The following is a 23,900-nucleotide window of genomic DNA, read 5'->3' as shown; positions in this document are numbered from 1 at the left end:
TTTGCCTATTAAGCTGCATTTTGGTCTTGGTCGCTTTGCTCGCTATGGCGAATTAAGTAATCAAACGCCCCTAAGCTTGCTGTTGCACCACTACCCATTGCAATAATGATTTGCTTAAATGGCGTATTTGTCGCGTCACCCGCACCGTAAACGCCCGGTAATGAGGTTGCGCCTTTAGCGTCAATTTCTATCTCGCCAAACTTGCTTAGTGTAAGGTCGCTCTCTTTTAACCATTCGGTATTAGGGATCAAACCTATTTGTACAAAAATACCTGCAAGTGCTAATGATTTTTCCTCGCCTGTTACACGGTCAGTGTAATTAAGTCCGGTTACTTTTTTACCATCGCCTACTACTTCAGTGGTTTGCGCATTTTTAATAATAGTGATGTTGCTTAAGCTATTTGCTTTGCGAATAAGTACTTCGTCAGCGCGAAGCGTGTCAGCAAACTCAAGCACAGTTACATGCTCTACAATGTTAGCTAAGTCGATAGCCGCCTCTATACCCGAGTTACCACCACCAATAACGGCAACAGGCTTACCCTTAAATAGCGGACCATCACAGTGTGGGCAGTAAGCTACGCCATGGCCGCGATATTCTTGCTCACCAGGTACGTTCATTTCACGCCAGCGTGCACCGGTTGCTAAAACAAGCGATTTAGCTTTTAAAGTAGCCCCGTTTTCAAGGGTAATTTCATAACCATTACTACCGCGACCAAGCCCTGCTGCGCGTTGGTTATGCATTACATCTACATCGTATTCTTTAACATGCTCTTCAAGCTGAGCAACAAGCTTTGGACCTTCAGTGGCTTTTACCGAAATAAAGTTTTCAATAGCCAACGTATCGGCAACTTGACCACCAAATCTATCGGCAACTATACCGGTGTTTAACCCTTTACGAGCAGAGTAAATAGCGGCTGAGGCACCCGCAGGTCCGCCACCGACTACTAATACATCAAACTCGTCTTTTTCGCTTAGTGCTGCAGCTTGCTTAGCAGCGCCTTTAGTGTCTACTTTATTTAAAATGTCGGTCAGGCTTAATGCACCTTGGCTAAATGGTTCGCCATTTAAGTACACAGCTGGTACTGCTAAAATATTGCGCTCTTCTACTTCGTCTTGAAAGAGTGCGCCGTCAATCATTGTTGCTTTAATTTTGCTGTTTGTTGCTGCCATTGTATTTAGCGCCTGCACTACTTGCGGGCATGTTTGGCAACTTAAGCTTATGTATACTTCAAAATTAAGTTCTTGATTGAGTGATTCTATTTGTTCAATGTCTTCGCTTTTTGCTTTACTTGCGTGTCCGCCAGTGTGTAAAAGCGCTAACACTAAACTTGTAAATTCGTGACCCATAGGTACGCCTGCAAACGTAATGTGGGTATTTTTAACCGGTGAATGTACAACCATAGACGGGCGACGTGCGCTGGTATCAGGGTTGCTCACTACCGTAAATTTGTCGCTTAATGATGCTAAGTCGTTTGCTAAGCTTTCTACTTCTGCTGATTTTTTGCTGTCATCCAAGGCAATAAGCAGCTCAACAGGTTGAGTAAGCGATTCAAAATGGCTTTTTAATTGATTTTTAATGTTGTTATCTAACATGGCTTAACCCTTTTTAGGAAAATTTAAACAGCAAGCCTCCCATGCCAACTAATGCATGTGCTAATGAGTCCGAGTTGAGATAGGAGGCACCAACAAACGAAATGATGTTGGTTTAAGGGCAGTTACCTGCCCTCATAAAAGTGGGTAAACCTGTACTTAGATTTTACCAACTAGGTCTAGTGAAGGAGCAAGTGTGTCTTCACCTGGCTGCCAAGATGCAGGGCAAACTTCACCGTCGTGAGTTGCAATGTATTGAGCAGCTTGTACTTTACGTACTAACTCTTTAGCGCTACGGCCAATACCTAAATCGTGAGTTTCGATTACTTTAATTTCGCCCTCTGGGTTCATTACAAAAGTACCGCGAAGTGCAAGGCCGTCATCTTCAATCATAACGCCAAAGCTGCGAGTAATACGGCCAGTTGGGTCGCCAATCATTGGAAATTTAATTTTACCAATAGTGTCTGACGTGTCATGCCATGCTTTATGCGTGAAGTGAGTATCAGTTGATACTGAGTAAACTTCTACACCCATTTCTTGTAGCTGCTCGTAGTAATCAGCAACATCGCCAAGCTCAGTAGGACATACAAACGTGAAATCTGCAGGGTAAAAGAAGAAGATTGACCACTTACCTAGTACGTCTTTTTCAGACACTTCTACAAAGTCACCATTGTGGTATGCAGTTGCGTTAAAAGGTTGAATTTTTGTGTTGATCAATGAAGTGCTCATAGTATTCCTCATTTATATTTAAAGTGTTTTAAAGTTACTCAACGCAGCCAAAATGTGTGGCCTTTCGCGTTGGCTTGATTAATACAATAAGCCCATTGATAAACTAAATAAAATTGATTGTTTAGATTAAAACAATCGATTTTAATGATCGGTGAGTTTTAGCCTCTATTAATTACCTTCATGGCTAATACGTACATAGGATGACAACGGATAAGACTGGCATGATAAAATCAGGCCTGCTTTCTCTTGTGGTTCATTTAAGTAGTAGTTATTTTTCATAGTGATATCGCCATCCAGCAGCAAGCATTGACACTGTCCACACAAACCAGACTCACATGAATATGCAGGAGCAATACCCTGTTGCTTCATAGCACTTAGCAAGCTCTCTCCTTTATTTACTTCTATTGTATTAGTTCCCTGAGGATGAATTACGTTAAGTTTAGCCTGTTGTATATTATCTGCTTTAACTTCATTGCCCTCAAAAGACTGCTTATGCAAGAGTATTTCTGGTACATCTAAATCGGTTAAATGTTGCGAAACAAGGTTTAGAAATGAGGTAGGCCCACATACATGATACTCGCAGCGCTGAGCACTAGGTGCATATTTAGTAAAGTAGTCAGCTATATCGTTTTGGCTAATAGCTCCTTTGTGCCAACTAACAGCATCAAATAGCCTAGGCTGGCTGTAACTCAAAATAAAATTAAAGCGATTGGAGTACAGTTTTTCAAGTAGCTTGGCTTGCTTTAAAAAAATGGCATGTTTTTCATTTCTGCACCGATAAAATAAATTCACTCGGCTATAAGGCTGCGCGACTAATATATTTTCTATCATGCTAAAAAGGGCTGTGATCCCTGAACCTGCGGCAAATAAATATAATGTTTTTCTGGTATGGATATTACTATCATTAATTAGCGGCTTGCCTATTGGCGTGCTCACCTCAACCAAATCACCCACTTTAAAGCTATTATTAACAAGGTGAGAAACTCTTCCTTTATCAATCCGCTTTACGGTAATTTTTAGTGACTTCCATGAAGATATTGAGTAACAGCGGGTTAAATATTCACCCTCATAGTTAACTCGTATCATAACATGCTGACCTGAATCCCAAGAAAACTTAGTCTCACGTGAGCTCGGTAATGTAAATATGATTGAGGTTGTATCATTTGTTTCTTTGATAACCTCACTAATACTTAATTTATAAAATTGCATATAGATCCTAGGGCCACCGCTAAAGAGGCAAACCTTTTAGTATTTTATATCGAGTGTAAAAAATTGCTTTAACCTGCTATTTACTGCTTAGCTAGGTTAAAGCATATTAAAGCAATACGTACTTAGCCTAATTTACTTATAAATAGAGGTTTAAATAACTCATAACGACTCGCTGATGCTCTCTTATAGGTAATTCGCCAAACTCAGCACTTGGACCTAATTCAAAATTAGGGCTTTCAAAAGATTTTTGTTGTTGTTCACACACATAAATATCTTCTTTCATAAAATCAGCAGAGCCCAGTGGGTGTTGATTATCAAAATCATTGTATTTAGGACGTATACGCTTTTGCCAATACTTTTGTGAATTGCTTCCTTTCAACCAATAACTCAACCCACTTGTTGGCATTGATTTAATGCGTATTTCAACGCGTGTCTCGTTAACACTAATGGGAATAATATGAAATACAGACCAAGATGATTCGCTTTCACTTAGCCCAACCCCCGGAAACAACATAGGAACAAATACGCCCAGCATCTCTTTAGGCATAGGTTTAATTAAAGGCAGCTCAGTGTATTTTTCTAAATCAGCTGCATATGACTTTTCTAATGGCTCCCAAAAAGCAAAATGTTTGCCCTTAAAGCCAAACTCAGCCTTACTATGATCGTACATATTTAGCGTGCCGCTATGTAATTGAGCTAAGTGATAATGATCAATGTAGTTCTCAACTACAATCTTCCAATTAGCGTTAATTGTTTCCGACACAGATTGTTCTTTAAGCTCTACTAAATCTTCAACTTGATGTGGGCCTAAATGATCTTCTATCGAGCTAAACCACTGAGATATTGACTGCGCACTTTCATCTGGGTGTAGCCATATCATCCCTCGCCATATATCTACTGAGGCTGCCTTTAAACCCAAACATGATTTATCTAAATCAGAAAATTCTTTTTCTTGGTGTGGAATACCAATTAAGCTTCCTTCAAGATCGTATGTCCAATCATGATACGGACACGTGATGGACTTTTTGAGGTTACCTTGCGCTTGCAATAAGCGTGTACCTTTATGCCTACACATATTATGAAAAGCCCTAAGACGGCGATCCCGCCCCATAATAATAATGTAATTATTGAGACCTATTTGCTTGGTAGTAAAATCACCTGGAGCAGCAATATCTTCTTTAAGCGCAGCAAAGCCCCACACTTTTGAAAAAATATGTTTCATTTCTAAATCAAACCATTTTTTATCTGTGTAAGCATTGACGGGTAAACCATCGTTTTTCATAACGCTTTCCTTAAACCCAAGCAGGGTAAATAAAACAAGTAATAGCTAAAGCAAGCCAAATGGTCATAGTTAGCCAATACATTGTGGGTTCGTTTTTACGCTCATAAGTTTGCCACAACGTCGACTTAGAACGCGCTAGGTCAATAAAAAACCAGATAAGTAAGCCAAAACCAATCCAATAACTTATAGGTAACTGCATAAACCATTGCATAATATTAAACCTCATCGTAATTAAGTACACCATTAAGGTTGCTATCAACCGAGCTACGCCAACCTTTACCCGGAACGGCACATGTAAACGTTAACGTGTTATTTTGCTCTTTTGCTAGCTCAATTATTTCTGAGAGTGATAGCTGCGGCTCTGCTTGTTTATCGCTTTGAAATACCCCAATAGACGACTTCATAAAATAACCCCGCTTTTTATCGTTTATCATCCCTGTCGCAATTAGCTCACATTCTGTTGTATTGCCTCCTAACAATTTAGATACAAAAGGGGTTTTAGCACGCTCATAAAACAAATTAACACGCGCTTCAGCTTCCTCAGGACTATTTTTTGACAAGGTAATTTGTTGGCCAACGACAGGGGCTAAATCGTTATCAAACTCCATTAAATAGTCAACTAACCCTTCTCTAACTTCCTCGCTTGGTATGCCAACTTTACCTTGATTAAACATGCAGCCATTTTTTTCATCCGCACCATGTGGGCAACCTTGCTCACCGTTATCAAACACTCCACCTCGTAAAAAGTTAACTAACTGATCAGTTGCGCCATCGTGTAAAAAGCCAAAACCACGCACCTGTCTCCCCTGATGCTCTTTAGTATGAGAAGGTAAAAACCCCTCTCTATCTGGTAGTCCATACATACCAACACGGGTATATAGGTTTCTCAGTTGAGGCACTTTTAAAATATTAATTTCACCACCATGCGCTACCTCGCCTCGGGTGCCATAAAAGCCCTTAGCATGGTCAACCCCATGGCACCCTTCGCAATTAACACCATCTACACTAGCGCCATTAATATCTACATCAGTTGCCAAACCATCTGAGCGTCTTTGTCCATGAAAAAAGCGTGCCCCCATTTGTGCTGATGAAGTAAGTGAATTATCGAGCGCTCTTATCGGGTTAGGCCCAAAAGCTAAAGCCAATGAAAAATCAGCTAGTTTATCTACATCCTCCTCAAGCTTAATTATTTTAGCAGGTTTATTGTTACTACTAGCGGAACTTGCAAGCTCTATATCTAAACCAAGCAACCCCTCAAAAGCGACAATAAAATTTTTAAACGAGACTTTTTCACTTAGCGTATTATCAGTATCAACACCAAAATAGCCTATAGAGCGATCTCCACGCCAATGCATATGCCCATGGTTTTGCATTCCGCGTAAGGTTTGCGTCATCATAGGGCCTTTCATTGATGCAAATGTGCGTTTATCACCATCGCCATTAATAATAGAAAGTAACTGGCAACTTTCATCTTGAGGGCCAACGAGTGTACAACCTAGTTCAGAAATATTTTCTGTAGGGAATGGCAGTGAATTGCGGGTATTTTTTTTATCTGGGTCACCTAAATTCCAACTTAAATGATCGGTATCAGAAAAAATATGACAGCTGGCGCATGATGACTCTCCATTGCTTGAAGTTGCCTGCGCATCATACATAAACGGACGCCCCTTCACTATAAACTCAGGTTCTGAGTTGTATAAAGCAATTCTTTGTTTTTCTAAGTTATTGTTGATACCGACATGTACTATTGAGTTGTCAAAACGCGTATATACATATAAGGCGTCATTTGACTCATCAAGCAACAAACCTGCGGGACCACCCGATACATCAATATAATTTTGACTCGCGAGTGACGGCGTAAACTCCTCTCCTACGTTATCCCAGTAACTATCGCTGTCCATCATGTGTGTTGGTATAACAGCAACCTTATTAGACCCCATCGCTGCTAGGTATATATTTTTCCCCTTACTATCTACCTGCATTTGTAATGGCGTAGATAAGCTATGCGCTTTAGCTTCTTTTTGATTTTTAATATCAGCATAATCTATATGGCGATTTAAATGCCTTGGTTTAACTGATTTGGTAGATAAATCAATAACTGATATTTGGCTTTGAGCAAGTTTCCCTCTCACTGTTGAGCCCGTAAATTCTCCTTTGCCTTCAAACCGAACCGCATTATTTGCCTCAGTATTAGACACATATAAAGCGTTATTAACTGGGTTAATAGTCATATTAAACAAAGTAGTGCCAACATGCGCATAAGAATCTTGAACCGCCATTGAATCAACATCAATCTTAAACACATCTAAATCAGGTAAGTTAAAACGTACCCCATTAGAAAAGTTGCGCCCAGCTGAATCTTGCCATTGACCATTATTTTGATTGTATTTTACAATCATACTTGTCCACGGTTGTGGCTCCCCAAACGCATTAACACCGGGGGCCGTTCTACCGCCAGGTAAATAACCACTTTCTAACCCATTAGGACTGGTTATTTTGTCCATAACCTGACAAGGGTATCCGCCGTACTCATCATCTTCAAATCCGTGGCACATAACGTTTTCATGTACGGTACTCGTTTGATTACCCGAATTTAAAATACCTGCATAAACGTGCTGTTCATCTTTGCTTACTGTTAATGCTCTTGGTGTATCACCAAATAAGTTAACTATTTTTTCAGGTGTGCCGCCAAGCTCATTTCCTAAGTTTTGGCTATCAAACACCCAAATATCTGCTCTTCCAACTCCCCCTTGTGTTAAATCTCTAGCACCAACGCCCTCTTTAGCTATTATTTGTTGAGAGAATCGATGTTGACCGCGATGTGCTGTACTTACGAATAACTTACCTTGTGCAAATACAATATCGCGGGGTTCATCGCCTACGAGTAAAGTACGCTCAACGTGCCAAGGCTTACTTTGCATATTGATCACACTCACAGAGTCCGACAGGTGATTAACCACCCACGCCTTATTGTTATAAACAGCGACAGCCACAGGTTCTAATCCCACATTGATAAAACCTTCAAATTCAAGATCGCCACTTTCAACTTGTTTGTATACCTCAATGCGGTTATTCGATGTGTTGGTGACTAACAATAGCCCTTGTTCTTTAAGCTGAGCAATGGGTCTGACGGGACCTGACTCAAAATTAATATATTCACCTTCATAAGTAGGCGCCTCAATAACTGGCAACACAGGAACTGGATAAGGCAAAGGTTTCTTGGTGTTACTTTCTCCGCACCCTGAAACGCAAAGAGCAAGTAAAACATTGCTGATTATTTTTTTCATTTTAAACCTAGTTTATTTTCACATTGACAATTTAATATTAAGTTAATAAAAATAAATTGGCAACCTGAAAATTAATGATTTATTTGATATGCTAATCCAAATAGTTAAAAAGGTAGAAACAATGGCTAGACCCAGTATGGCTGTTCAGCGAAAAAAACAAATCTTAGATGCATTTGAACACTGCATTCTTACTCTAGGGTTACAAGCAACGTCGCTAGAAAATATTGCCGAGCAGGCAAATATGAAACGCACCATTCTTCGTCATTATATAGGTAACAAAGACGATATAATTTGTGCTTTAAGTGAGCGTTGGAAACTAATATACGAGCAACAATGGCAATCATTAATTAGTTGGCTTCCTAATACAAACCGCACAAGCGCGCTTATAGATATGCTTTTTACAGTAGGCAGTGAAGAGCATGTAAACAATACTATTATTGGCGAGGCTATCTTTGGTGAAGCTAAAAGATTAGCGGTATTAAAGGAGCATCAAGAGCAAATTATGAATACCTTTATTGAGCAAGTAAGCACCATAATAAGTGAAGAGTACGCAAGTATTGACGATGAAAAAGCATCGCTTATTGCTTACAGCCTTTATGCTAGTTATTTATTATCGCTTTCGTTATTACCGCTAAAAATGGGGGATGCTATTCATAAATTAAAGCAAAGTGCACATTTATTGTTAGTTAATCTAACAAAGTAAATTGTCTTATTGACAATTTACTTTGTTTTACTCTAAACTCCCTTCAAAATATTTGTTTAGAGTTAATTTATGAATTTTGTAACATCAATTGTTGTTAGTGCATTAGTAGTGATTTGTGTCTGGTGTTTAATGATCGTTCAACCATCTAAAGCACATGCTATTTCTAAACCAGTTTCTATGGGGAGTAACAAAACGTTTGAAATAATCAAGCAGCAGCCTCAAAGCAATCTAAATGAAGTAGAAAAAGGTAGTTTTTTAATTGATGGCATTAGCCAAAAAATTGCTGTTAGCGAGGTAAATACTCTGTGGGAGCACTTTAATAACGCTAAACAACTACATAACCGATTAAGAAAACAACCTAGTAGCATTATTGTTTTTTACACTGATTTTAGTGATAACTATCAAACAGCAAATGTAACCATTGGTTATAACGCTTCTGATTTAAAAAGCCCTGTAGCTCCTATAAAAGTAAGTAAAGGAAAATATACTACGTTACTTAAACGTGATTTTTATACGAACAATCAAATTGCCCAAAGTTGGTCTAGTATTAATTATCAAAAAGCGCCCATCGCTGTTTTAGAAATTCACACCTTAAATGCTAATGGTGAAACGAATAATAGTGAGCTGTATGTAAAATACGAGGAAGCTAAGTAATGTTCGACTTCTTATTCATACCTTTTACTACTGACGATATATACTGGCTTGAACAGTGGGTTGATGACTGGTTTTTTGTAGCTGCCATAACTCTTTTTTGCCTCGAAATGTTGCGTTATGCATTTAAAAAGCAATTTACACGTACTTTGTTCGGAGATAGTGTTAGTAACTTTATTACGCTTGTATTGTTCATCGGAATTATAGGTTTAGTAGCACTTACTTATGCTGGTGTATTTTTTTATGTTTATGACAATTGGCGTATTACTGAATTACCCGTAACAATGTGGTCGATTATTGGTTGTATTGTTTTAGCCGACTTAGCATACTATTGGGAACACCGTTTTCTGCATAAAAATGGCTTTGCTTGGGCTACGCATACAGTGCATCACAGCTCACCATTTTTTAATATTTCGGTTGCTTACAGACATGGGCCAATGGATTGGTTTTTTCCACTGTTTTTTCATCTACCGTTGGCGTTGATAGGCTTTAATCCATTTGTAATCTTTTTTGCAGAAATATTTGTACAAGTATTTCAGACACTTTTACACACAGAAAGCGTTAAAAAATTTCCGAAACCTATTGAAGCTATTTTTAATACGCCCTCACACCATAGAGTGCATCATGCAACGAACAAGCAATACTTAGATAAGAATTACGCAGGCATATTCATAATTTGGGATCGTATGTTTGGTACTTTTGCAAAAGAAGAAGCCCCCGTTAGTTACGGTGTATTCCCACGAATTGATAGTGTTAACCCGATAAAAATATTTTTTAGCGGTTACAGTAAGTTGTTTTCACAAATACGCCATGCGCCAACATGGCAGCATCGCTTAAACCTACTGATCAAGCCTCCATTATGGGCATGGGAACAAGAGCAAAAATTAAAAAAACAAAAAGCGCAAAGCATTAAAGCTGACTAAGTTGGTATTAACCTCTGACATTATTGCAGTTCAAGGTTTATGCTTTGGGTAAAATGAATAGTCGCATAGCTTTATCAGTGGTTACTCTTTATAAAAAGGGTGTCCACTGCATAAAGACACAACTATTTATGCCTTTATCACTAAGCCTACATATTTAAAAAACCTTTTAGCCGCCTATAAAAACCATACTTCCAAGCAGTTTGTTTATATAAGATGATCTACCTGATTGTTTTACTGCGTAAATAAACTTATCGAAAGCGCACATCTTGCAACACGTTATATTTAAAACTGCTACAATAGCCGCGCTAAAAAACACACAACATAAGGCATGCTGTAATGGAAAAATTTGTTAATCATATTCAACTTGGCTATTTGGGGTTACTACCCTTTTTAGGCTGCGTAGCGTGGCCGCTTATGTTTGGCAGTAATAGCGTTAACTTGGAGTTTTTTACTTTTTATAGCATTGCTATACTGGCATTTATGGCGGGCAATTTATGGCGCGCTGGGATGCAAAGCTACAGCGATGCAATTAAAGCGGTTGTGCCTGTTATACCCGTACCATTTTTATCGTTTATCCCGCTGGAGTGGGCGCTTGCCTGGTTAGGGGCTAGTTTTTGGTTAGTTCTTATCTTTGAAAAAGCCACACCACAATGGCAAACCTACCATCGCGATTATCAAAAAATGCGCTTTATTCTTACCTCAGTGGTATTTGTGTGTCACATACTCACCATTGGTATGAGCCTTTACCCAAAATAACCTTGCGCTGCTTAACCTACTAGGCGTAATAGTGTAACATCCGCGCACTGCTATTTAAGGACGCACCATGATTGATACATTACGCCAGCAGCTTAACGAGCTTGGCGAAAACTACGTAGAAAAAAACGCCGCTTTTAAAATTAAAGTTATTCCGTTTTTTTGCGCTATTAGCATTAAAAAAGATCACAAAAATGAAGGCCGGCTCAGCTTTTACTCAAACCAATTAATAGAAATACTGTTAGTGGTGTTATTTATGTTGTTTGGGCTTACGCTTTATAGCCCAGAGGCGGGTTTTACACATGGCCCTATTCATATTGTGTTTGCTATTTTAATTACCTTTAATTTAATTTTAAAACAAATAGCCATTGAAGGGCTTAAAACACGCCTTGCGTTTCATCGTTTGCATGGTGCTAATACAGCGCAAAATACTCAAAGTGCAGATCAAAACACTCACAAATCTAATTAAGTTATGTATTTAAATCCTAATTGGCGAATTCTCACCGTAGGCGATGGCGATCTATCGTTCTCTAATGCGGTGGTTAATCATATAAAACCGGCAAAGTTAGTCGCATCTACTTATGATAGCGCCAAAACCATAGAGCAAAAATACCAACACAATGCGCTAAGTAGTTTAAAAAAGTGTCATGTAGAAGTTATTAATTGCTTTGATGTAACGGACCCTTTATGTTGGCAAAAATTAGCTGCCCACCAGCACAGCTTTGATGTAGTTATTTTTCAGTTTCCGCTTATTCCAGCCTTTGTAGGGCGCGAAGCATTTGAAAGCAACACCCAAAAAACCAGCATGAACGTGCTTAATCGCGCGTTACTACATCAATTTATTAAATACGCTAACAATTACGCGCTCGACAAAAGCGGCCCTATGCTTTGCTACATAACCTCAAAAGATGTAAAACCCTATCGCGAGTGGAACATTGAAGGCAGCTTAAGTAATGGCCTTGAGGCTAAGTACGCGGGCCAAATGCCTTTTGATATTAACCAGTTTGATGGTTACAAAATAAGAAACGTAGACCGTGACAAACACGTAAAAGACACCAGTGGTATCACTTATGTGTTTACGCCTAAAGCAATCTCGGCGCAATCTGACGAACTAAGCACTCACCTTACAAAGCCTGCGTATTTAGGTGAAAATCATTGCTCGCTTTGTCGGGTAGGCCCTTTTATTGCCACCGAAGATGAAAACAAACATCTTAACGCTAAAAAGCACCAACAAATGCTTAAACTAGAAGATGACTGGCAGGCGTGGCTTACTCACTTTTACAACCGCAACTTATAACCCTGTTTTATAGCTCAATTTTATTAAATCAGCGGCCTTTTCAGCAATGGCAATAACAGGTGCGTTTGTGTTACCTGTTACTATGGTAGGCATAATTGAGGCATCAATAACCCTTAAGCTGCGTATCCCGTGTACTTGTAGTTTGCTATTAACCACCGCCATATTGTCGGTGCCCATTTTACAGGTGCCAACAGGGTGATATTCGGTATCGGCAGTTTGGCGAATAAATTCAATAAGCTGGGAATCGTTATTTACATCAAGCGGGTAAACAAAGTTACCACGAATTTTATCAAAGGCGGGGCTTTGCATAATACGCAGCGCTTTTTTAAGCCCTGCAAGCATAAGCGATAAATCATCAGGGTGGCTTAAATAATTAGGGTCGATAAGCGGCGCACTGCGTGGATTGCTATTGGCAAGCCTTATTGTCCCTCGGCTTTTGGGGCGCATAATACTACTGTGAATACTATAGCCATGGCCAAGGTGAACTTTGCGACTATGATCGTCCACCAACCCAATTACAAACTCAAGTTGAATATCCGGCGCAGGCGAATTATCCAACACATTAATAAACGCATGTGACTCAGCAAAATTACTGGTTAACACCCCGCTACGTTTACTAAACCACTGCGCACACCCTTTAATAATACTTGCAGCGCCTTTTACACTTACCCCAAAGGTGCCTTTTGCTGTATTTGCTTTACACAAAGGCACCACGGTTAAGTGATCTTGCAAATTACCCCCTACTCCTTCCAGTGCATGTTCCAGTGGTATGTTATGCGCTGCTAAATGCGCTTTAGGGCCAATTCCTGAAAGCATTAACACTTGCGGAGAGTTAATTGCACCGGCGCTTAAAAGCACCTCCTTTTTAGCCATTAATGTAATAATTTTACCGCCGCGCTCAAGCTCTACGCCGTAGGCAACCTTATTTTTGATTATAATCTTATTAACGTGGCTGTGGGTAAACACACTAAGGTTAGGCCTATTTAAGTGCGGTGTTAAATACGCTTTTGCAGCACTACAGCGCTCACCATTATGTTGCGTAACCTGCGAAAGCCGTGCTCCATGTTGCTCAGCGCCATTGATATCGTCATTTAACTGTATTCCTTGCTCAACACACGCTTTTAAAAAGCAAGAGTTTACCGCACTTGGCTTAGTCAGCTCTTGCACATGCAATGGCCCTTTTGTGCCATGTAACGCGTTATTAAACGTTTTATTGTTTTCGGCTTTTATAAAATAGGGCAATAAACTGTTGTAGTCCCACCCAAGGTTGCCATTTTGTGCCCAGTTATCGTAATCGTATTTATTACCGCGTATATACACCATGGCATTAGTAGAGCTTGACCCACCAAGCACTCTGCCCCGCGGTACAAAGCCACATCGGTTATTAAGCGCCTTTTGCGGTACCGTATTGTAGTGCCAACTATTTATGCCATATGGCACACTGGCCGCAATACCCGCAGGCATTTGTATTAAAGTGCTCTTATCGCTACCGCCCGACTCTATTAAGCACACACTTATATGCTGATCTTCTGATAAACGCGCTGCCAGCACACAACCTGCACTGCCTGCGCCAATAATAATATAATCAAACGTGTGGTTACTCATAGGTGCCTTTGCATCATCACTATTTAGTTCTTATTGGTAGCTGCTTTTGCTTTGTGCATCCATGCAGTTGTAAATAAGCAGTTTTATTGCAGCGTGCTATTCGCTCTATAGTGCATAGATTAAATCCTAAAAACTTGATATTTTTAGACACCTTCTTTAATTTACAGCGCCAGTGTATGAGCAGCCCAATACGTGCCACCTCTTTATATTCAATAGACTCGTTAATTAAAGAACTTGGCGCAGACCCAGCAAGCGTAATGAAAACCTGTAAGGTCAATGTCGACTTTAATAACCTTGAAAACCAATATTTACCCTATTTGAGCTATGCAAATTTATTAGAGTACTGCAGCCACACGCTTAACTGCCCAAGCTTTGGGCTTAAATTAGCAAATAAACAAAACTTTGATATTTTAGGCCACATAGCAATAGCCGCTAAAAGTGGGACTAATTTAGAAGAAGCGCTTAGCTGGGTGGTTAAATATTTACACTTACACAGCCCCGCATTGTGCTTAACAACGCACTCATTAGATAATGACGAGAGCTTATTTTTATCGTTTGAATTTAACCTAAAGCCCCTACCACAAATAAACCAAGCCATAGAGCTCACGCTTGGCTTAGCCATGAGCATAATTAAAAAATTAAGTAATAATCAGTGCAAGCCTCGCACTGTGTTTTTACCGCAAAAGCTGGCAACTAATACACTCGCATACAAAACCTATTTTGGCTGTAAAGTAATAGAGCACCGCAACAGTGCGGGCATTGTAATAAACAAAGCCGACTTATCGATAAAGCTTAATCACAATAACCTTAATAAAACCGACGCGGCCTTTAATTTTTTAGCTAAACGCAACGAACACAGTCAGTCATTACCTGCCCAAGTAAGCGCACTAATAAGGCCAATGCTGCCTATTTATCAGTGTTCAAACCAAACTATTGCCGAAGCACTTAATATGCACCCGCGTACCTTGCACCGTGAATTAGCTAAACATAACACCAGCTTTGTAAAACTGAAAGACACCACACGTCGGGCGCTAGCGGCGCATTACTTGCTTCAAAAACAATACTCTATCAGCACTATTTCAATGCTTTTAGGCTATCACGAACAAGCAACCTTATGCGCAAGTGTTAAACGCTGGTTTGGGTATTCTCCACGCGCATACAGGGCAAAAAAAATGTTAAAGTAACGGCTCTTATTATTTAAGCTAAGGAGCAGGCATGAACTTTGTCATTGTCGGTACAAATTTTATTAGTGATACCCTATTAAGCGCAGCAAATACGTTACCTGCATTTAATTTATACGGTGTGTGCTCACGCAAGCAATCAAGCGGCGAAGCCTTTTTATCTAATCACCCCAATACCGATGTAAAAATTTTCACCTCAATTGAGCAGGTATGCCAAGACCCCGATGTTGATGCGGTGTATATTGCAGCGCCAAATAGCCTACACAAGCAATATGCAGTAATGTGCCTTGAAGCAGGCAAACATGTACTAGGCGAAAAACCTTCAGCCGCTAATAGCCAAGAGCTAAACGCTATTTTAACTGCGGCTAACGCCAATAAACGCCTTTACATGGAAGCAATGATGACCACGCATTTGCCAAACTTTGCGCGACTTAAAAATGCGCTGAGTAAAATTGGTAAACCCCGTAAGTTTATTGGCCAATACAGTCAGTACTCATCACGCTACGATAAATACAAAAACGGCGAACGCCCAAATACCTTTTTACCCGAATTTGCCAATGGCGCTTTACTCGATTTAGGTGTGTATCCGCTTTACCTACTTATAGCACTTTGGGGCGCTCCACAGCGCGTGAGTGCCAGTGGGGTACTATTAGATACAGGCGTAGATGGCGCAGGCGACGTATTATTAAATTACGATGATAAACAAGCCGTTATTAGCTACTCTAAAATTTCTCAAGGCGATAACATCACCGAAATACAAGGTGAGCGCGGACGCTTACGAATACATGCCGTGTCGCAGTTAAAACACATAGAGTTTGTTGCCAATAACGGGGAGGTTGAGGTTATTTCTGATAAATTTGATGAGCACTTTATGAAATACGAAGTTGCGCACTTTATGCAAACCATAAACGCGCAAAAACTAGAGTCAGATGTTAATACACATCAGCTTGCCCGCGACGTAATGAACGTACTTGATACCGCAAGAAAGCAGCTTGGGGTAGTGTACCCTAATGATAAAAACGCAGCAGCGGACTAAAGTTGACCCCCATCCGTGGGCAATCAAGGCAAGAGCCTAGTTGTAATTATGCGCTTACTTATTTTTTATTAGGTACAGCTAAATTACACAGGCTCTTTATTAAAGCGTGTAGATTTTTAATGGTTTAATTTGCATAAATCTATTCACCATTCAACCAAGGCTGCGCCAGTTATTAGGCGAACTAGGTTACTCACCTCGCACCACCATTAACCCGCGCCTAGATTGCACACATTTCAAACCATTAAAGTTAGCTTGCTCTAAGCACGCTTATATAAATGAGCAAAGTTAACTTAGCACACAAAAACATGACCAATCAAGCTAGCCAATTATTAAAATTTATACTAAATTGGTAACATAAATAGGTTAACACCCATTTATAATATTATATGACCGTTACATCACTTTAGAATTTTGACATAATAGTGAATTTTGGGGTAACCTCTGCTAATAACAGTAGGTTTAGGCTATTTGAGCCTATTAGCCGCTATTCCTTAAGGTAATAAAGGTAGAATATGGGAAACCGTCGCTTATTTTGGCGCATTGTTGATAAAGTTGAAGCTTTGATAAACCAAGGAGAGTTTTCTGCTGGGAGTCGTTTACCACCAGAGCGAGAACTTGCCGACATGTTTGACGTAAGCCGCCCAACAATTCGTGAAGCTATTATTGCATTAGAAGTACGAGGCCGCGTAGAGGTCAAAACCGGCTCAGGCGTTTATGTAATAGAACAACAAGAAACATCTGTAAAAACAAAAGAGATCAGCGCTTTTGAGCTAACACAAGCTCGCGCACTCATTGAAGGTGAAATAGCCGCACTTGCCGCTCAATCAATCACCGATGAAGAACTAGCTCAATTAAAGCAAACGCTAATAGCCATGGAAAAAGGCTTATATGTAGAGCAAGCAGACCGCGAGTTTCACGAAATTATAGCGCGTGCTACACGTAACAAAGCCCTTGAGTATGCAGTGGCAAATTTGTGGGATTTACGTTTAAACAATTCACAAATTGTGGCTGATTATGGCAGTGTGTGTAAAAACAATAACGATTGCGTAATGGATGAGCACACCGCTATTTATAATGCGCTGCAAACACACGACGCAAGCGCCGCACGTACCGCAATGCATAAACACTTTAACCGTTTAATTAATGCATTATTTGACGCTGTAGAAGCGCGTGCGCTTGAAGAAATCAAACGTAAAAATGATGAAAAACGTGGCCTTTATTCTTTAGATGGCCTAGTTAAAAGTGCTAGCAAAACACACTAAAACGACCTAAACGTTTATAAGCCAACGATCTATTCGCTGGCTTTTTTATTTTAAGGCACTCAGCGTTTGCCTTTAGTTATGCATAATCAGCTACGCTAATTCATCGCACATATTAGTCACTCCCTCCCAAATTTAATGTGTATGCCATACAAGCTATTACTTAGCCAATAAAAAACAGATACACTGCGCAAAACTAGACGATTGTTACCAAGGAAAACAATGCAATCATCCACTAAAGACTTTTTGCTCGCGCTTGTGTGCGTTATTTTAGCAATGATCACAATTCAATCTGGCGCCTCATTTGCTAAGCAGTTATTTCCTGTTATTGGCCCCGAAGGCACTACTGCACTTAGGCTTGGCTTTTCTGCACTTATTTTGTGTTTAATATTTAAACCGTGGAAACACCTACCTGCTAAGGGTAATCGGTTATCAATTGTGGTATACGGTTTAAGCCTAGGCGGAATGAACATTTTATTTTATTACGCCATTGAACGTATCCCTTTAGGAATTGGTGTGGCGCTTGAATTTACCGGCCCATTAGCGGTGGCATTATTTAGCTCACGCGCTAAGCGCGACTTATTTTGGGTGGCGTGTGCAATTGCGGGTATTTTACTGTTACTGCCCGATATGAGCAGCCAAGAAAGCCTAGACCCAATTGGCGTAATACTCGCTCTAGGTGCCGGTGCTTGCTGGGCAGCCTATATTTTATTTGGCAAAAAAACCGGCACACAAAGCTCAGGCGGCGCAACGGTCGCACTCGGCATGACCGTAGCAGCCATTGTACTTGTACCTTATGGCGGCATATTACAAAGCAGTGCGTTTACATGGAGTGTTATACCGCTGGGCATTGGCATTGCTATTTTATCAAGTGCACTGCCCTATACACTTGAAATGGTTGCACTGCGTAATATGCCCGCTCAAGGGTTTAGCATTATGCTAAGTCTAGAGCCTGCATTTGCCGCTCTTGCTGGGTTTATTATACTTGGCGAGTTATTAACCTTGTGGCAATGGTTGGCTATTTTATTGGTGATTATAGCTTCGGTGGGTAGCTCATTTTCGAGTGTTAAAAAACAATAATCGCCTCTATAAAAAGGCCAGCACATAACTGCGCTGGCCTTTTAAATAACAAAATTTTATATAACTTGTATCGCGCTACTTTTTACTTGTCATTAAATAGCCAACTAGTGATATTACTGGCATACCCGCTGCCACTAACGCCACGCTTTCCCAGCCACCAGCTTCGTATAGTGGGCTTGCCATTAACGAGCCAAGCGCTCCGCCAACAAAAATACTGGTCATGTATATGGCGTTTAAGCGAGCTCGGCTTTGCGGCTCTAATGAATATACCACCCGCTGGCCCAGCACCATATTTGCCTGCACAGCAAAATCAATAAACATGCCCGTTAGCGCTAAAATAATAATACCGTGTGGAAGCTCAAATATACTGGGTAAAAAGCACGCAGCAGCAATCACTTTTGCAAGTAACGATAACTGATGCGTGTAACCTTTGTCGGCTAAACGCCCAACAATAGGGGCTGCAATAGCACCAGCTGCGCCTACTAAAGCAAATAAGGCGATTTGTGATTGCGATAAGCCATATTCTCTGGCTAATACAACCGGTACGCTGGTCCAAAATAAGCTAAAAGAGGCAAACATAAGCGCCTGATACAATGCCCGCTGACGCAGCACGGGCTGCTGTATTATTAGCTGCTTAAGCGATTTTAATAACTTAAAATATGTTGTATTGTGTGCTGGTTGCCTGCTCGGTATTGCAAAATATATAACACTGGCTATAAATGCCATACAGCCTGCGGCAAAATAAAATACGGCTCGCCAACCAAAGTGATCGGCTATTAAGCTTGCAACTGGCCTGGCTAATAAAATACCCAGTAACAACCCCGCCATTATATTGCCCAGTACTTGCCCACGTTTTTCATCAGACGATAGATGCGCAGCAAGCGGTATTAATACTTGCACCGATACAGAGCTCGCCCCCACCAATAAGCATAATAGCAACATTACACTTGGGCTTTGCGCTAAGCCTGCGCCTATTAAACTTAAAAATGTTATGGCTAAGGTAATGAGCATTAAGCGTTTGTTTTCGACTAAATCAGCCAATGGCACTAAAAAAAACAGTCCCATTGCATAGCCTATTTGTGTAAGCGACACAATAAAACTGGCGCTGTGCGCACTTAAACCCACATCAGGCGCTAATAACTCAATAATAGGCTGGGCATAATAAATATTTGCCACAATAAGGCCACAGCACAGAGCAATAATGCTTACTAAGGTATTATTTATTTGCACTGGCTGTGCACGTGATTGTTTCATAAATAACTCTAATTTATAAATAATAAAACCACTGCATATAAATGCAGTGGGTAGCCATGGTATATGTAAAAGTGTGGGTTACTTAATAGGTGAAGGCTGCCCATGCGGGCTAGATCGCAAGTACTGCTTAGGCGCATTAACGGTTGCACCAAGTTGCGCTGCAGCATGCCAAGGCCAATGCGGGTTATACAAAATACCTCGCGCTAGTGCTACGCCATCGGCTTGCTGCTCGCTAATAATATCTTCGGCTTGTTGTGGCTCAGTGATTAAACCTACGGCTATTACCGGCATACTTACTACCTCTTTAATAGCGGTTGCAAATGGTACCTGAAAGTTAGGTTTAACCGGTATTTGTTGCTCTGGGCTTAGCCCTGCTGTACTTACGTGAATAAAATCGCAGCCAAGCTTGTCTAATGCTTTAGCAAGCTCAATAGATTGTGCTAAATCCCAGCCACCTTCTACCCAATCAGTCGCAGAGATTCGAATGCCTACCGGTTTATGGCTTGCAAATTCAGCTCTTAGTGCTTTAAAAACCTCAAGCACAAGGCGCATACGGTTTTGCAAACTGCCCCCGTATTCATCATCACGCTTGTTTGAAAGAGGTGATAAAAACTGGTGTAACAAATAACCATGCGCACCATGTAGCTCAATTAAATCAAGCCCTAGCTCATCAGCGCGTTTTGCTGCGCTTACAAAATCGTTTATTAGCTGGGTTATATCCGATTTTGTCATAGCCTTTGGCTGGTAGGCGCTGTCATCGTAGGCTATGGCTGAAGGCGCAAGTGTTTGCCAGCCGTTTTCATCGCTAGGTGCAATTGCACCACCGCCATCCCATGGTTTTTCAGTAGATGCTTTTCGCCCTGCATGCGCAAGCTGAACGCCAATAGGCATAGGACTGTATTGCCTAAGCGCTTTTAAGCTTTTGCCCAGTGCTTGCTGGGTTTCGTTATTCCAAAGCCCTAAATCGGCGTAACTAATGCGCCCCTCTGGGCTTACCGCTGTGGCCTCTAATATTAATAACCCTGCACCACTTAAGCTCAATTGCCCTAAATGAATAGTGTGCCAATCACTAGCAGACCCCTGATTTGCTGAGTACTGGCACATAGGCGCAATAATAATGCGGTTGTCTAAAGTGAGTTCACCGAGCTTTAAAGGTGAGAATAATTGGCTCATAAATATTCCTTAAATACGCGTACTTTAGTACGAAATGCTATAGCTTACGGTATGAAGGGTTAATGGGGATCAAACTTCACTTTTATAGTGTCAAAACGAGAATAAATACCGTTGAGCAAAACATTCAACAGGGTCTTATAGGTTTTTTAACCGTATTAATACATTCAGGTAATTAACCAATATGAATGGCTATTTACATTTGCTCAACGAGTAAAATATGCTTCCTTGTACCTTAATTAGCCAATTACTTGGATGTTATACATATTTATATAATTTTTTGTTGTGCAACTAGCTATATTTATTCCAAAAAAGTGAATTAAAATTCAATTTTAATATTCCCACCACTTTAACTCCCTGATAAACTGATTAACTTATATTAACTGGTGTTAAATTTTGAATCTGGGGATCACTTTTTATGTTTAAACCAAGCTTGCTAACCTTGGCTATTTCGAGCGCTGTATCTGGCGCATTTTTATTTTCTAACTCGGCTGTGGCACAACAAGAAACCACCGCTAAAAACAAATCACTCGAAGTAATCGAAGTTACAGCAACAAGACGCAGCGGATCTGTACAAAATGCACCGCTAAACATTACCGCACTTGATGCCGATGTAATGAAAGATCAAAACATTGGCGAACTAGCCGATGTAGCGCGTTGGGTACCTGGTTTAACAATTACCGATCAAGGTGGTCGCTCAGGCTCACCAATTATAGTTCGTGGTTTAAACACTAACTCGTCGGGTCCATCATCAGACGGCGGCACCGTAGCCACATACGTTAACGAAATTCCAGTGTCAGTTGATATGCGTTTAGTTGACATAGAGCGTGTAGAAGTACTTATTGGGCCACAAGGCACATTATATGGTGCTGGTACTTTAGGCGGCGCAATTCGTTACATGCTTAAAGAGCCAGAGCTTGATTTTACAACGGTAGAAATATTTGGCGATATGTTTCAAACCCAAGAAAGTGACTCGTTAGGCGGCGAAGGCGGCTTTATAGTAAACCTGCCACTTATTGAGGATAAACTTGCAGTACGTGCCAGCTTGAACGTATACGAAGACCCAGGCTTTATTGATTATGCTTACACAGTGCGTGAGCCAGGTGTATCGCTACCGGATCCTGATTGGATCAACGCCGACGAAGTAAACAACAATATTAAAAATGTTGAAGATGCTAACGGCGAAACAACTACCACAGGCCGTATTTCTGTACGTTGGAAACCAAGCGAAACATTTGAAGGGACACTTAATTACTTTTACCAAAACCAAGACAGCGAAGGCCGTTCAATTGTTCATTACAACAGCCTAAACGATGATAACGGTTTAAGCGATATTGTAGGTAAATACGAGTCGGCTTATCGTTATGAAGAGCCGCGCGAAAAAGAAGATCAACTACTAAGCCTTGAGCTAAAAGCCGACCTAGGTTTTGCAGAGCTTGTATCGGCAACCGGTATTTCAAGCTTTGATGCCGACGGCCAACGTGACCAAACCGATTTACTTATCCGCCTAGATTACGGTTATGAAGAGTTCCCAGCGTTTTCATCATACACACGTGAAATTGACGAAGAAGATACCTTCACGCAAGAGCTTCGTTTAGTATCGCAAAGCGACAGCGACCTAAATTGGATTGTAGGCGCGTTTTACAACAAAATAGAAACCGAAGCATCAAGTAGAGAGTTTACGCCTGGGTTTGACCAATTCGCTATCGATAACTTTGGTGGCGCTCAGCTAAGACCTGACTCATTAGAATACTTAGAGCTTACAAAAAGTAAGGTCACTGAGTCTGCGCTATTCGGCGAAGTTGGCTACCAAGTTACCGAAAAATTAGATATTACCATTGGCGCACGTTTTTACGAATACGATGTAGAGGCGCAAGCAGCATTTGACTTCCCGCTTGCAAATACACTTTATGGCGATGCAGACCCTGATGCAATCACCGTTGCTTACGAAAAAGACGAAGCAGGCGATAACGGTAACTTATTCAAATTTAATGCTAAATACCAGTTTACTAATTCAGTAATGGGTTATGTAACAGTAAGTGAAGGCTTTAGAATTGGCGGTTCCAACCTTCTAGCTGTTTGCCCTGATCCTATCCCTGAAAACCAGCAAACAGGGTGTGGTAACGCTGACGAAAGGCTTTTTGATGCAGATACCACAACAAACTACGAGCTAGGCCTTAAAAGCACCTGGTTTAGAAGCCAATTACACTTTAACGCCGCTTTATTTAATGTAGATTGGGAAGATGCGCAAATTGCAGGCGCAACAGATGTAGGCCAATTACCGTACTTATCTAACGCAGGCTCTGCCAACGCAAAAGGTATTGAGCTATCTACCCGTGCTATTTTATCTGACTCGTTTACCGTGTACGCAACATACGCATACACTAAAGCAGAGCTAACCTCAGACGCCCCATTTTTATTTAATGCTGATGGCACCGATGGCGCAGAAGACGGCGACCGCTTACCGGGCTCGCCAGAGCATCAGTTCTCAATGGGTGTAAACTATCAAACAGATGTGTTTAACGACAAAACCCTTGATATTAACTACGGTTTAACCGCACAAAGTGATGTAATTTCAAAAGTAGGTTTGCATGACAATGGCGAAACCCTGCCAGGTTACAGCTTAAGTAATATTTCTGCTAAGCTAACGGCTGATGAGTGGTCTACTACTTTATACATTGATAACGTATTTAATAAATACGCCGTTACATCAGTACGTCGCTCAGATGCCGATATAACAACTGCAAACGGTGCCGACATACAACGTAACTACGGCCACTATATAAATCGCCCACTTACGGTAGGCGTTAAATTTAACTACAAATTTGAAATATAATTTATAGTCACTTTTAAACAATGTTATAAGGCTCAAATTTATTTGAGCCTTTTTTC

General features: G+C 40.6%; 20 protein-coding genes. 11 read left to right on the top strand and 9 right to left on the bottom strand.

The genetic code is table 11. The features are described 5' to 3' along the window. Nucleotides 1-8: 8 nt before the first annotated feature. From ahpF to B4F91_RS17405, 6 genes are all read right to left on the bottom strand, one after another. Nucleotides 9-1,592 (bottom strand): alkyl hydroperoxide reductase subunit F, encoded by a 1,584-nt coding sequence (ahpF, locus tag B4F91_RS17430; RefSeq protein ID WP_096042850.1) that lies wholly within the window; start codon nucleotides 1,590-1,592, stop codon nucleotides 9-11. Nucleotides 1,593-1,748: 156 nt separating this feature from the next. Beyond that, nucleotides 1,749-2,318, bottom strand: a complete 570-nt coding sequence (ahpC, locus tag B4F91_RS17425; protein WP_004587118.1) for an alkyl hydroperoxide reductase subunit C — start codon at nucleotides 2,316-2,318, stop codon at nucleotides 1,749-1,751. A gap of 168 nt (nucleotides 2,319-2,486) precedes the next feature. Further along, a complete protein-coding gene (locus B4F91_RS17420) occupies nucleotides 2,487-3,527 on the bottom strand; it encodes a flavin reductase family protein (RefSeq protein WP_286937346.1) in 1,041 nt (346 codons plus the stop codon). 136 nt (nucleotides 3,528-3,663) lie between these two features. Next, entirely contained in the window at nucleotides 3,664-4,809 is a 1,146-nt protein-coding gene (locus B4F91_RS17415) for an aromatic ring-hydroxylating oxygenase subunit alpha (protein WP_096042848.1), read from the bottom strand. A 10-nt stretch (nucleotides 4,810-4,819) separates the two neighbouring features. Continuing rightward, nucleotides 4,820-5,020 (bottom strand): hypothetical protein, encoded by a 201-nt coding sequence (locus B4F91_RS17410; RefSeq protein ID WP_096042847.1) that lies wholly within the window; start codon nucleotides 5,018-5,020, stop codon nucleotides 4,820-4,822. 4 nt (nucleotides 5,021-5,024) lie between these two features. Continuing rightward, a complete protein-coding gene (locus B4F91_RS17405) occupies nucleotides 5,025-8,096 on the bottom strand; it encodes a hypothetical protein (RefSeq protein ID WP_096042846.1) in 3,072 nt (1,023 codons plus the stop codon). A 121-nt stretch (nucleotides 8,097-8,217) separates the two neighbouring features. On the opposite strand from B4F91_RS17405, the gene B4F91_RS17400 reads away from it, so the two are divergent. The 6 genes from B4F91_RS17400 (at nucleotide 8,218) to B4F91_RS17375 (ending at nucleotide 12,423) form a co-directional block, all read left to right on the top strand. Next, nucleotides 8,218-8,799: a TetR/AcrR family transcriptional regulator gene (locus tag B4F91_RS17400; RefSeq protein WP_096042845.1), complete on the top strand. Its 582-nt coding sequence runs from the start codon at nucleotides 8,218-8,220 to the stop codon at nucleotides 8,797-8,799. Between the two features lie 129 nt (nucleotides 8,800-8,928). Further along, nucleotides 8,929-9,453 carry a hypothetical protein gene (locus B4F91_RS17395; protein WP_157743018.1) on the top strand — a complete coding sequence of 175 codons (525 nt, stop codon included), beginning with the start codon at nucleotides 8,929-8,931 and terminating at the stop codon, nucleotides 9,451-9,453. Then, nucleotides 9,453-10,373: a sterol desaturase family protein gene (locus tag B4F91_RS17390; RefSeq protein WP_096042843.1), complete on the top strand. Its 921-nt coding sequence runs from the start codon at nucleotides 9,453-9,455 to the stop codon at nucleotides 10,371-10,373. The genes B4F91_RS17395 and B4F91_RS17390 overlap by 1 nt, the downstream gene beginning before the upstream one ends. 336 nt (nucleotides 10,374-10,709) lie before the next feature. Beyond that, nucleotides 10,710-11,129 (top strand): DUF3429 domain-containing protein, encoded by a 420-nt coding sequence (locus tag B4F91_RS17385; RefSeq protein ID WP_054981772.1) that lies wholly within the window; start codon nucleotides 10,710-10,712, stop codon nucleotides 11,127-11,129. A 67-nt stretch (nucleotides 11,130-11,196) separates the two neighbouring features. Then, nucleotides 11,197-11,595, top strand: a complete 399-nt coding sequence (locus tag B4F91_RS17380) for a hypothetical protein (RefSeq protein ID WP_286936981.1) — start codon at nucleotides 11,197-11,199, stop codon at nucleotides 11,593-11,595. A gap of 3 nt (nucleotides 11,596-11,598) precedes the next feature. Then, the gene (locus B4F91_RS17375; RefSeq protein ID WP_248450414.1) at nucleotides 11,599-12,423 is read left to right on the top strand and encodes a class I SAM-dependent methyltransferase; all 825 of its coding nucleotides are present in this window, start codon (nucleotides 11,599-11,601) and stop codon (nucleotides 12,421-12,423) included. On the opposite strand, the gene B4F91_RS17370 is transcribed toward B4F91_RS17375, so the two are convergent. Then, on the bottom strand, nucleotides 12,418-14,028 hold the full coding sequence (locus B4F91_RS17370; RefSeq protein ID WP_286936983.1) for a GMC family oxidoreductase: 1,611 nt from the start codon (nucleotides 14,026-14,028) through the stop codon (nucleotides 12,418-12,420). The two genes, B4F91_RS17375 and B4F91_RS17370, sit on opposite strands and share 6 nt — an antisense overlap. 176 nt (nucleotides 14,029-14,204) lie before the next feature. Here B4F91_RS17370 and B4F91_RS17365 point away from each other — a divergent pair, with 176 nt between their 5' ends. The 4 genes from B4F91_RS17365 to B4F91_RS17350 all read left to right on the top strand — a co-directional run bounded on the left by B4F91_RS17365 (nucleotide 14,205) and on the right by B4F91_RS17350 (nucleotide 18,584). Then, nucleotides 14,205-15,212, top strand: coding sequence for an AraC family transcriptional regulator (locus B4F91_RS17365; RefSeq protein WP_273612050.1), 1,008 nt, complete (start codon nucleotides 14,205-14,207; stop codon nucleotides 15,210-15,212). A 31-nt stretch (nucleotides 15,213-15,243) separates the two neighbouring features. After that, a complete protein-coding gene (locus B4F91_RS17360) occupies nucleotides 15,244-16,245 on the top strand; it encodes a Gfo/Idh/MocA family protein (protein ID WP_064387041.1) in 1,002 nt (333 codons plus the stop codon). Nucleotides 16,246-16,757: 512 nt separating this feature from the next. Continuing rightward, the gene (locus tag B4F91_RS17355; protein WP_004587131.1) at nucleotides 16,758-17,507 is read left to right on the top strand and encodes a FadR/GntR family transcriptional regulator; all 750 of its coding nucleotides are present in this window, start codon (nucleotides 16,758-16,760) and stop codon (nucleotides 17,505-17,507) included. Between the two features lie 219 nt (nucleotides 17,508-17,726). Further along, the gene (locus B4F91_RS17350) at nucleotides 17,727-18,584 is read left to right on the top strand and encodes an EamA family transporter (RefSeq protein WP_273605361.1); all 858 of its coding nucleotides are present in this window, start codon (nucleotides 17,727-17,729) and stop codon (nucleotides 18,582-18,584) included. A gap of 75 nt (nucleotides 18,585-18,659) precedes the next feature. Here the strand turns inward: B4F91_RS17350 and B4F91_RS17345 are convergent, their stop codons facing one another. Further along, a complete protein-coding gene (locus B4F91_RS17345; RefSeq protein ID WP_286936987.1) occupies nucleotides 18,660-19,838 on the bottom strand; it encodes an MFS transporter in 1,179 nt (392 codons plus the stop codon). A 78-nt stretch (nucleotides 19,839-19,916) separates the two neighbouring features. After that, nucleotides 19,917-21,011 (bottom strand): NADH:flavin oxidoreductase/NADH oxidase, encoded by a 1,095-nt coding sequence (locus tag B4F91_RS17340; protein ID WP_273605359.1) that lies wholly within the window; start codon nucleotides 21,009-21,011, stop codon nucleotides 19,917-19,919. A 415-nt stretch (nucleotides 21,012-21,426) separates the two neighbouring features. Between B4F91_RS17340 and B4F91_RS17335 the strand changes: the two genes are divergently transcribed. Next, nucleotides 21,427-23,844: a TonB-dependent receptor gene (locus B4F91_RS17335; protein WP_286936989.1), complete on the top strand. Its 2,418-nt coding sequence runs from the start codon at nucleotides 21,427-21,429 to the stop codon at nucleotides 23,842-23,844. Nucleotides 23,845-23,900 lie beyond the last annotated feature (56 nt).

Source organism: Pseudoalteromonas sp. UBA6610 (assembly GCF_002433295.1).
GTDB classification, from domain to species: Bacteria; Pseudomonadota; Gammaproteobacteria; order Enterobacterales; family Alteromonadaceae; genus Pseudoalteromonas; species Pseudoalteromonas atlantica.
The sequence above is the reverse complement of the archived record's forward strand: the minus strand, read 5'-3'. Positions and strand labels throughout refer to the sequence as shown.

What these genes read in the sequence shown, in the direction of transcription:
- ahpF (WP_096042850.1), bottom strand. Translation starts at nt 1,592, where the DNA reads ATGTTAGATAACAACATTAAAAATCAATTAAAAAGCCATTTTGAATCG.
- ahpC (WP_004587118.1), bottom strand. Translation starts at nt 2,318, where the DNA reads ATGAGCACTTCATTGATCAACACAAAAATTCAACCTTTTAACGCAACT.
- B4F91_RS17420 (WP_286937346.1), bottom strand. Translation starts at nt 3,527, where the DNA reads ATGCAATTTTATAAATTAAGTATTAGTGAGGTTATCAAAGAAACAAAT.
- B4F91_RS17415 (WP_096042848.1), bottom strand. Translation starts at nt 4,809, where the DNA reads ATGAAAAACGATGGTTTACCCGTCAATGCTTACACAGATAAAAAATGG.
- B4F91_RS17410 (WP_096042847.1), bottom strand. Translation starts at nt 5,020, where the DNA reads ATGCAATGGTTTATGCAGTTACCTATAAGTTATTGGATTGGTTTTGGC.
- B4F91_RS17405 (WP_096042846.1), bottom strand. Translation starts at nt 8,096, where the DNA reads ATGAAAAAAATAATCAGCAATGTTTTACTTGCTCTTTGCGTTTCAGGG.
- B4F91_RS17400 (WP_096042845.1), top strand. Translation starts at nt 8,218, where the DNA reads ATGGCTAGACCCAGTATGGCTGTTCAGCGAAAAAAACAAATCTTAGAT.
- B4F91_RS17395 (WP_157743018.1), top strand. Translation starts at nt 8,929, where the DNA reads ATGATCGTTCAACCATCTAAAGCACATGCTATTTCTAAACCAGTTTCT.
- B4F91_RS17390 (WP_096042843.1), top strand. Translation starts at nt 9,453, where the DNA reads ATGTTCGACTTCTTATTCATACCTTTTACTACTGACGATATATACTGG.
- B4F91_RS17385 (WP_054981772.1), top strand. Translation starts at nt 10,710, where the DNA reads ATGGAAAAATTTGTTAATCATATTCAACTTGGCTATTTGGGGTTACTA.
- B4F91_RS17380 (WP_286936981.1), top strand. Translation starts at nt 11,197, where the DNA reads ATGATTGATACATTACGCCAGCAGCTTAACGAGCTTGGCGAAAACTAC.
- B4F91_RS17375 (WP_248450414.1), top strand. Translation starts at nt 11,599, where the DNA reads ATGTATTTAAATCCTAATTGGCGAATTCTCACCGTAGGCGATGGCGAT.
- B4F91_RS17370 (WP_286936983.1), bottom strand. Translation starts at nt 14,028, where the DNA reads ATGAGTAACCACACGTTTGATTATATTATTATTGGCGCAGGCAGTGCA.
- B4F91_RS17365 (WP_273612050.1), top strand. Translation starts at nt 14,205, where the DNA reads ATGAGCAGCCCAATACGTGCCACCTCTTTATATTCAATAGACTCGTTA.
- B4F91_RS17360 (WP_064387041.1), top strand. Translation starts at nt 15,244, where the DNA reads ATGAACTTTGTCATTGTCGGTACAAATTTTATTAGTGATACCCTATTA.
- B4F91_RS17355 (WP_004587131.1), top strand. Translation starts at nt 16,758, where the DNA reads ATGGGAAACCGTCGCTTATTTTGGCGCATTGTTGATAAAGTTGAAGCT.
- B4F91_RS17350 (WP_273605361.1), top strand. Translation starts at nt 17,727, where the DNA reads ATGCAATCATCCACTAAAGACTTTTTGCTCGCGCTTGTGTGCGTTATT.
- B4F91_RS17345 (WP_286936987.1), bottom strand. Translation starts at nt 19,838, where the DNA reads ATGAAACAATCACGTGCACAGCCAGTGCAAATAAATAATACCTTAGTA.
- B4F91_RS17340 (WP_273605359.1), bottom strand. Translation starts at nt 21,011, where the DNA reads ATGAGCCAATTATTCTCACCTTTAAAGCTCGGTGAACTCACTTTAGAC.
- B4F91_RS17335 (WP_286936989.1), top strand. Translation starts at nt 21,427, where the DNA reads ATGTTTAAACCAAGCTTGCTAACCTTGGCTATTTCGAGCGCTGTATCT.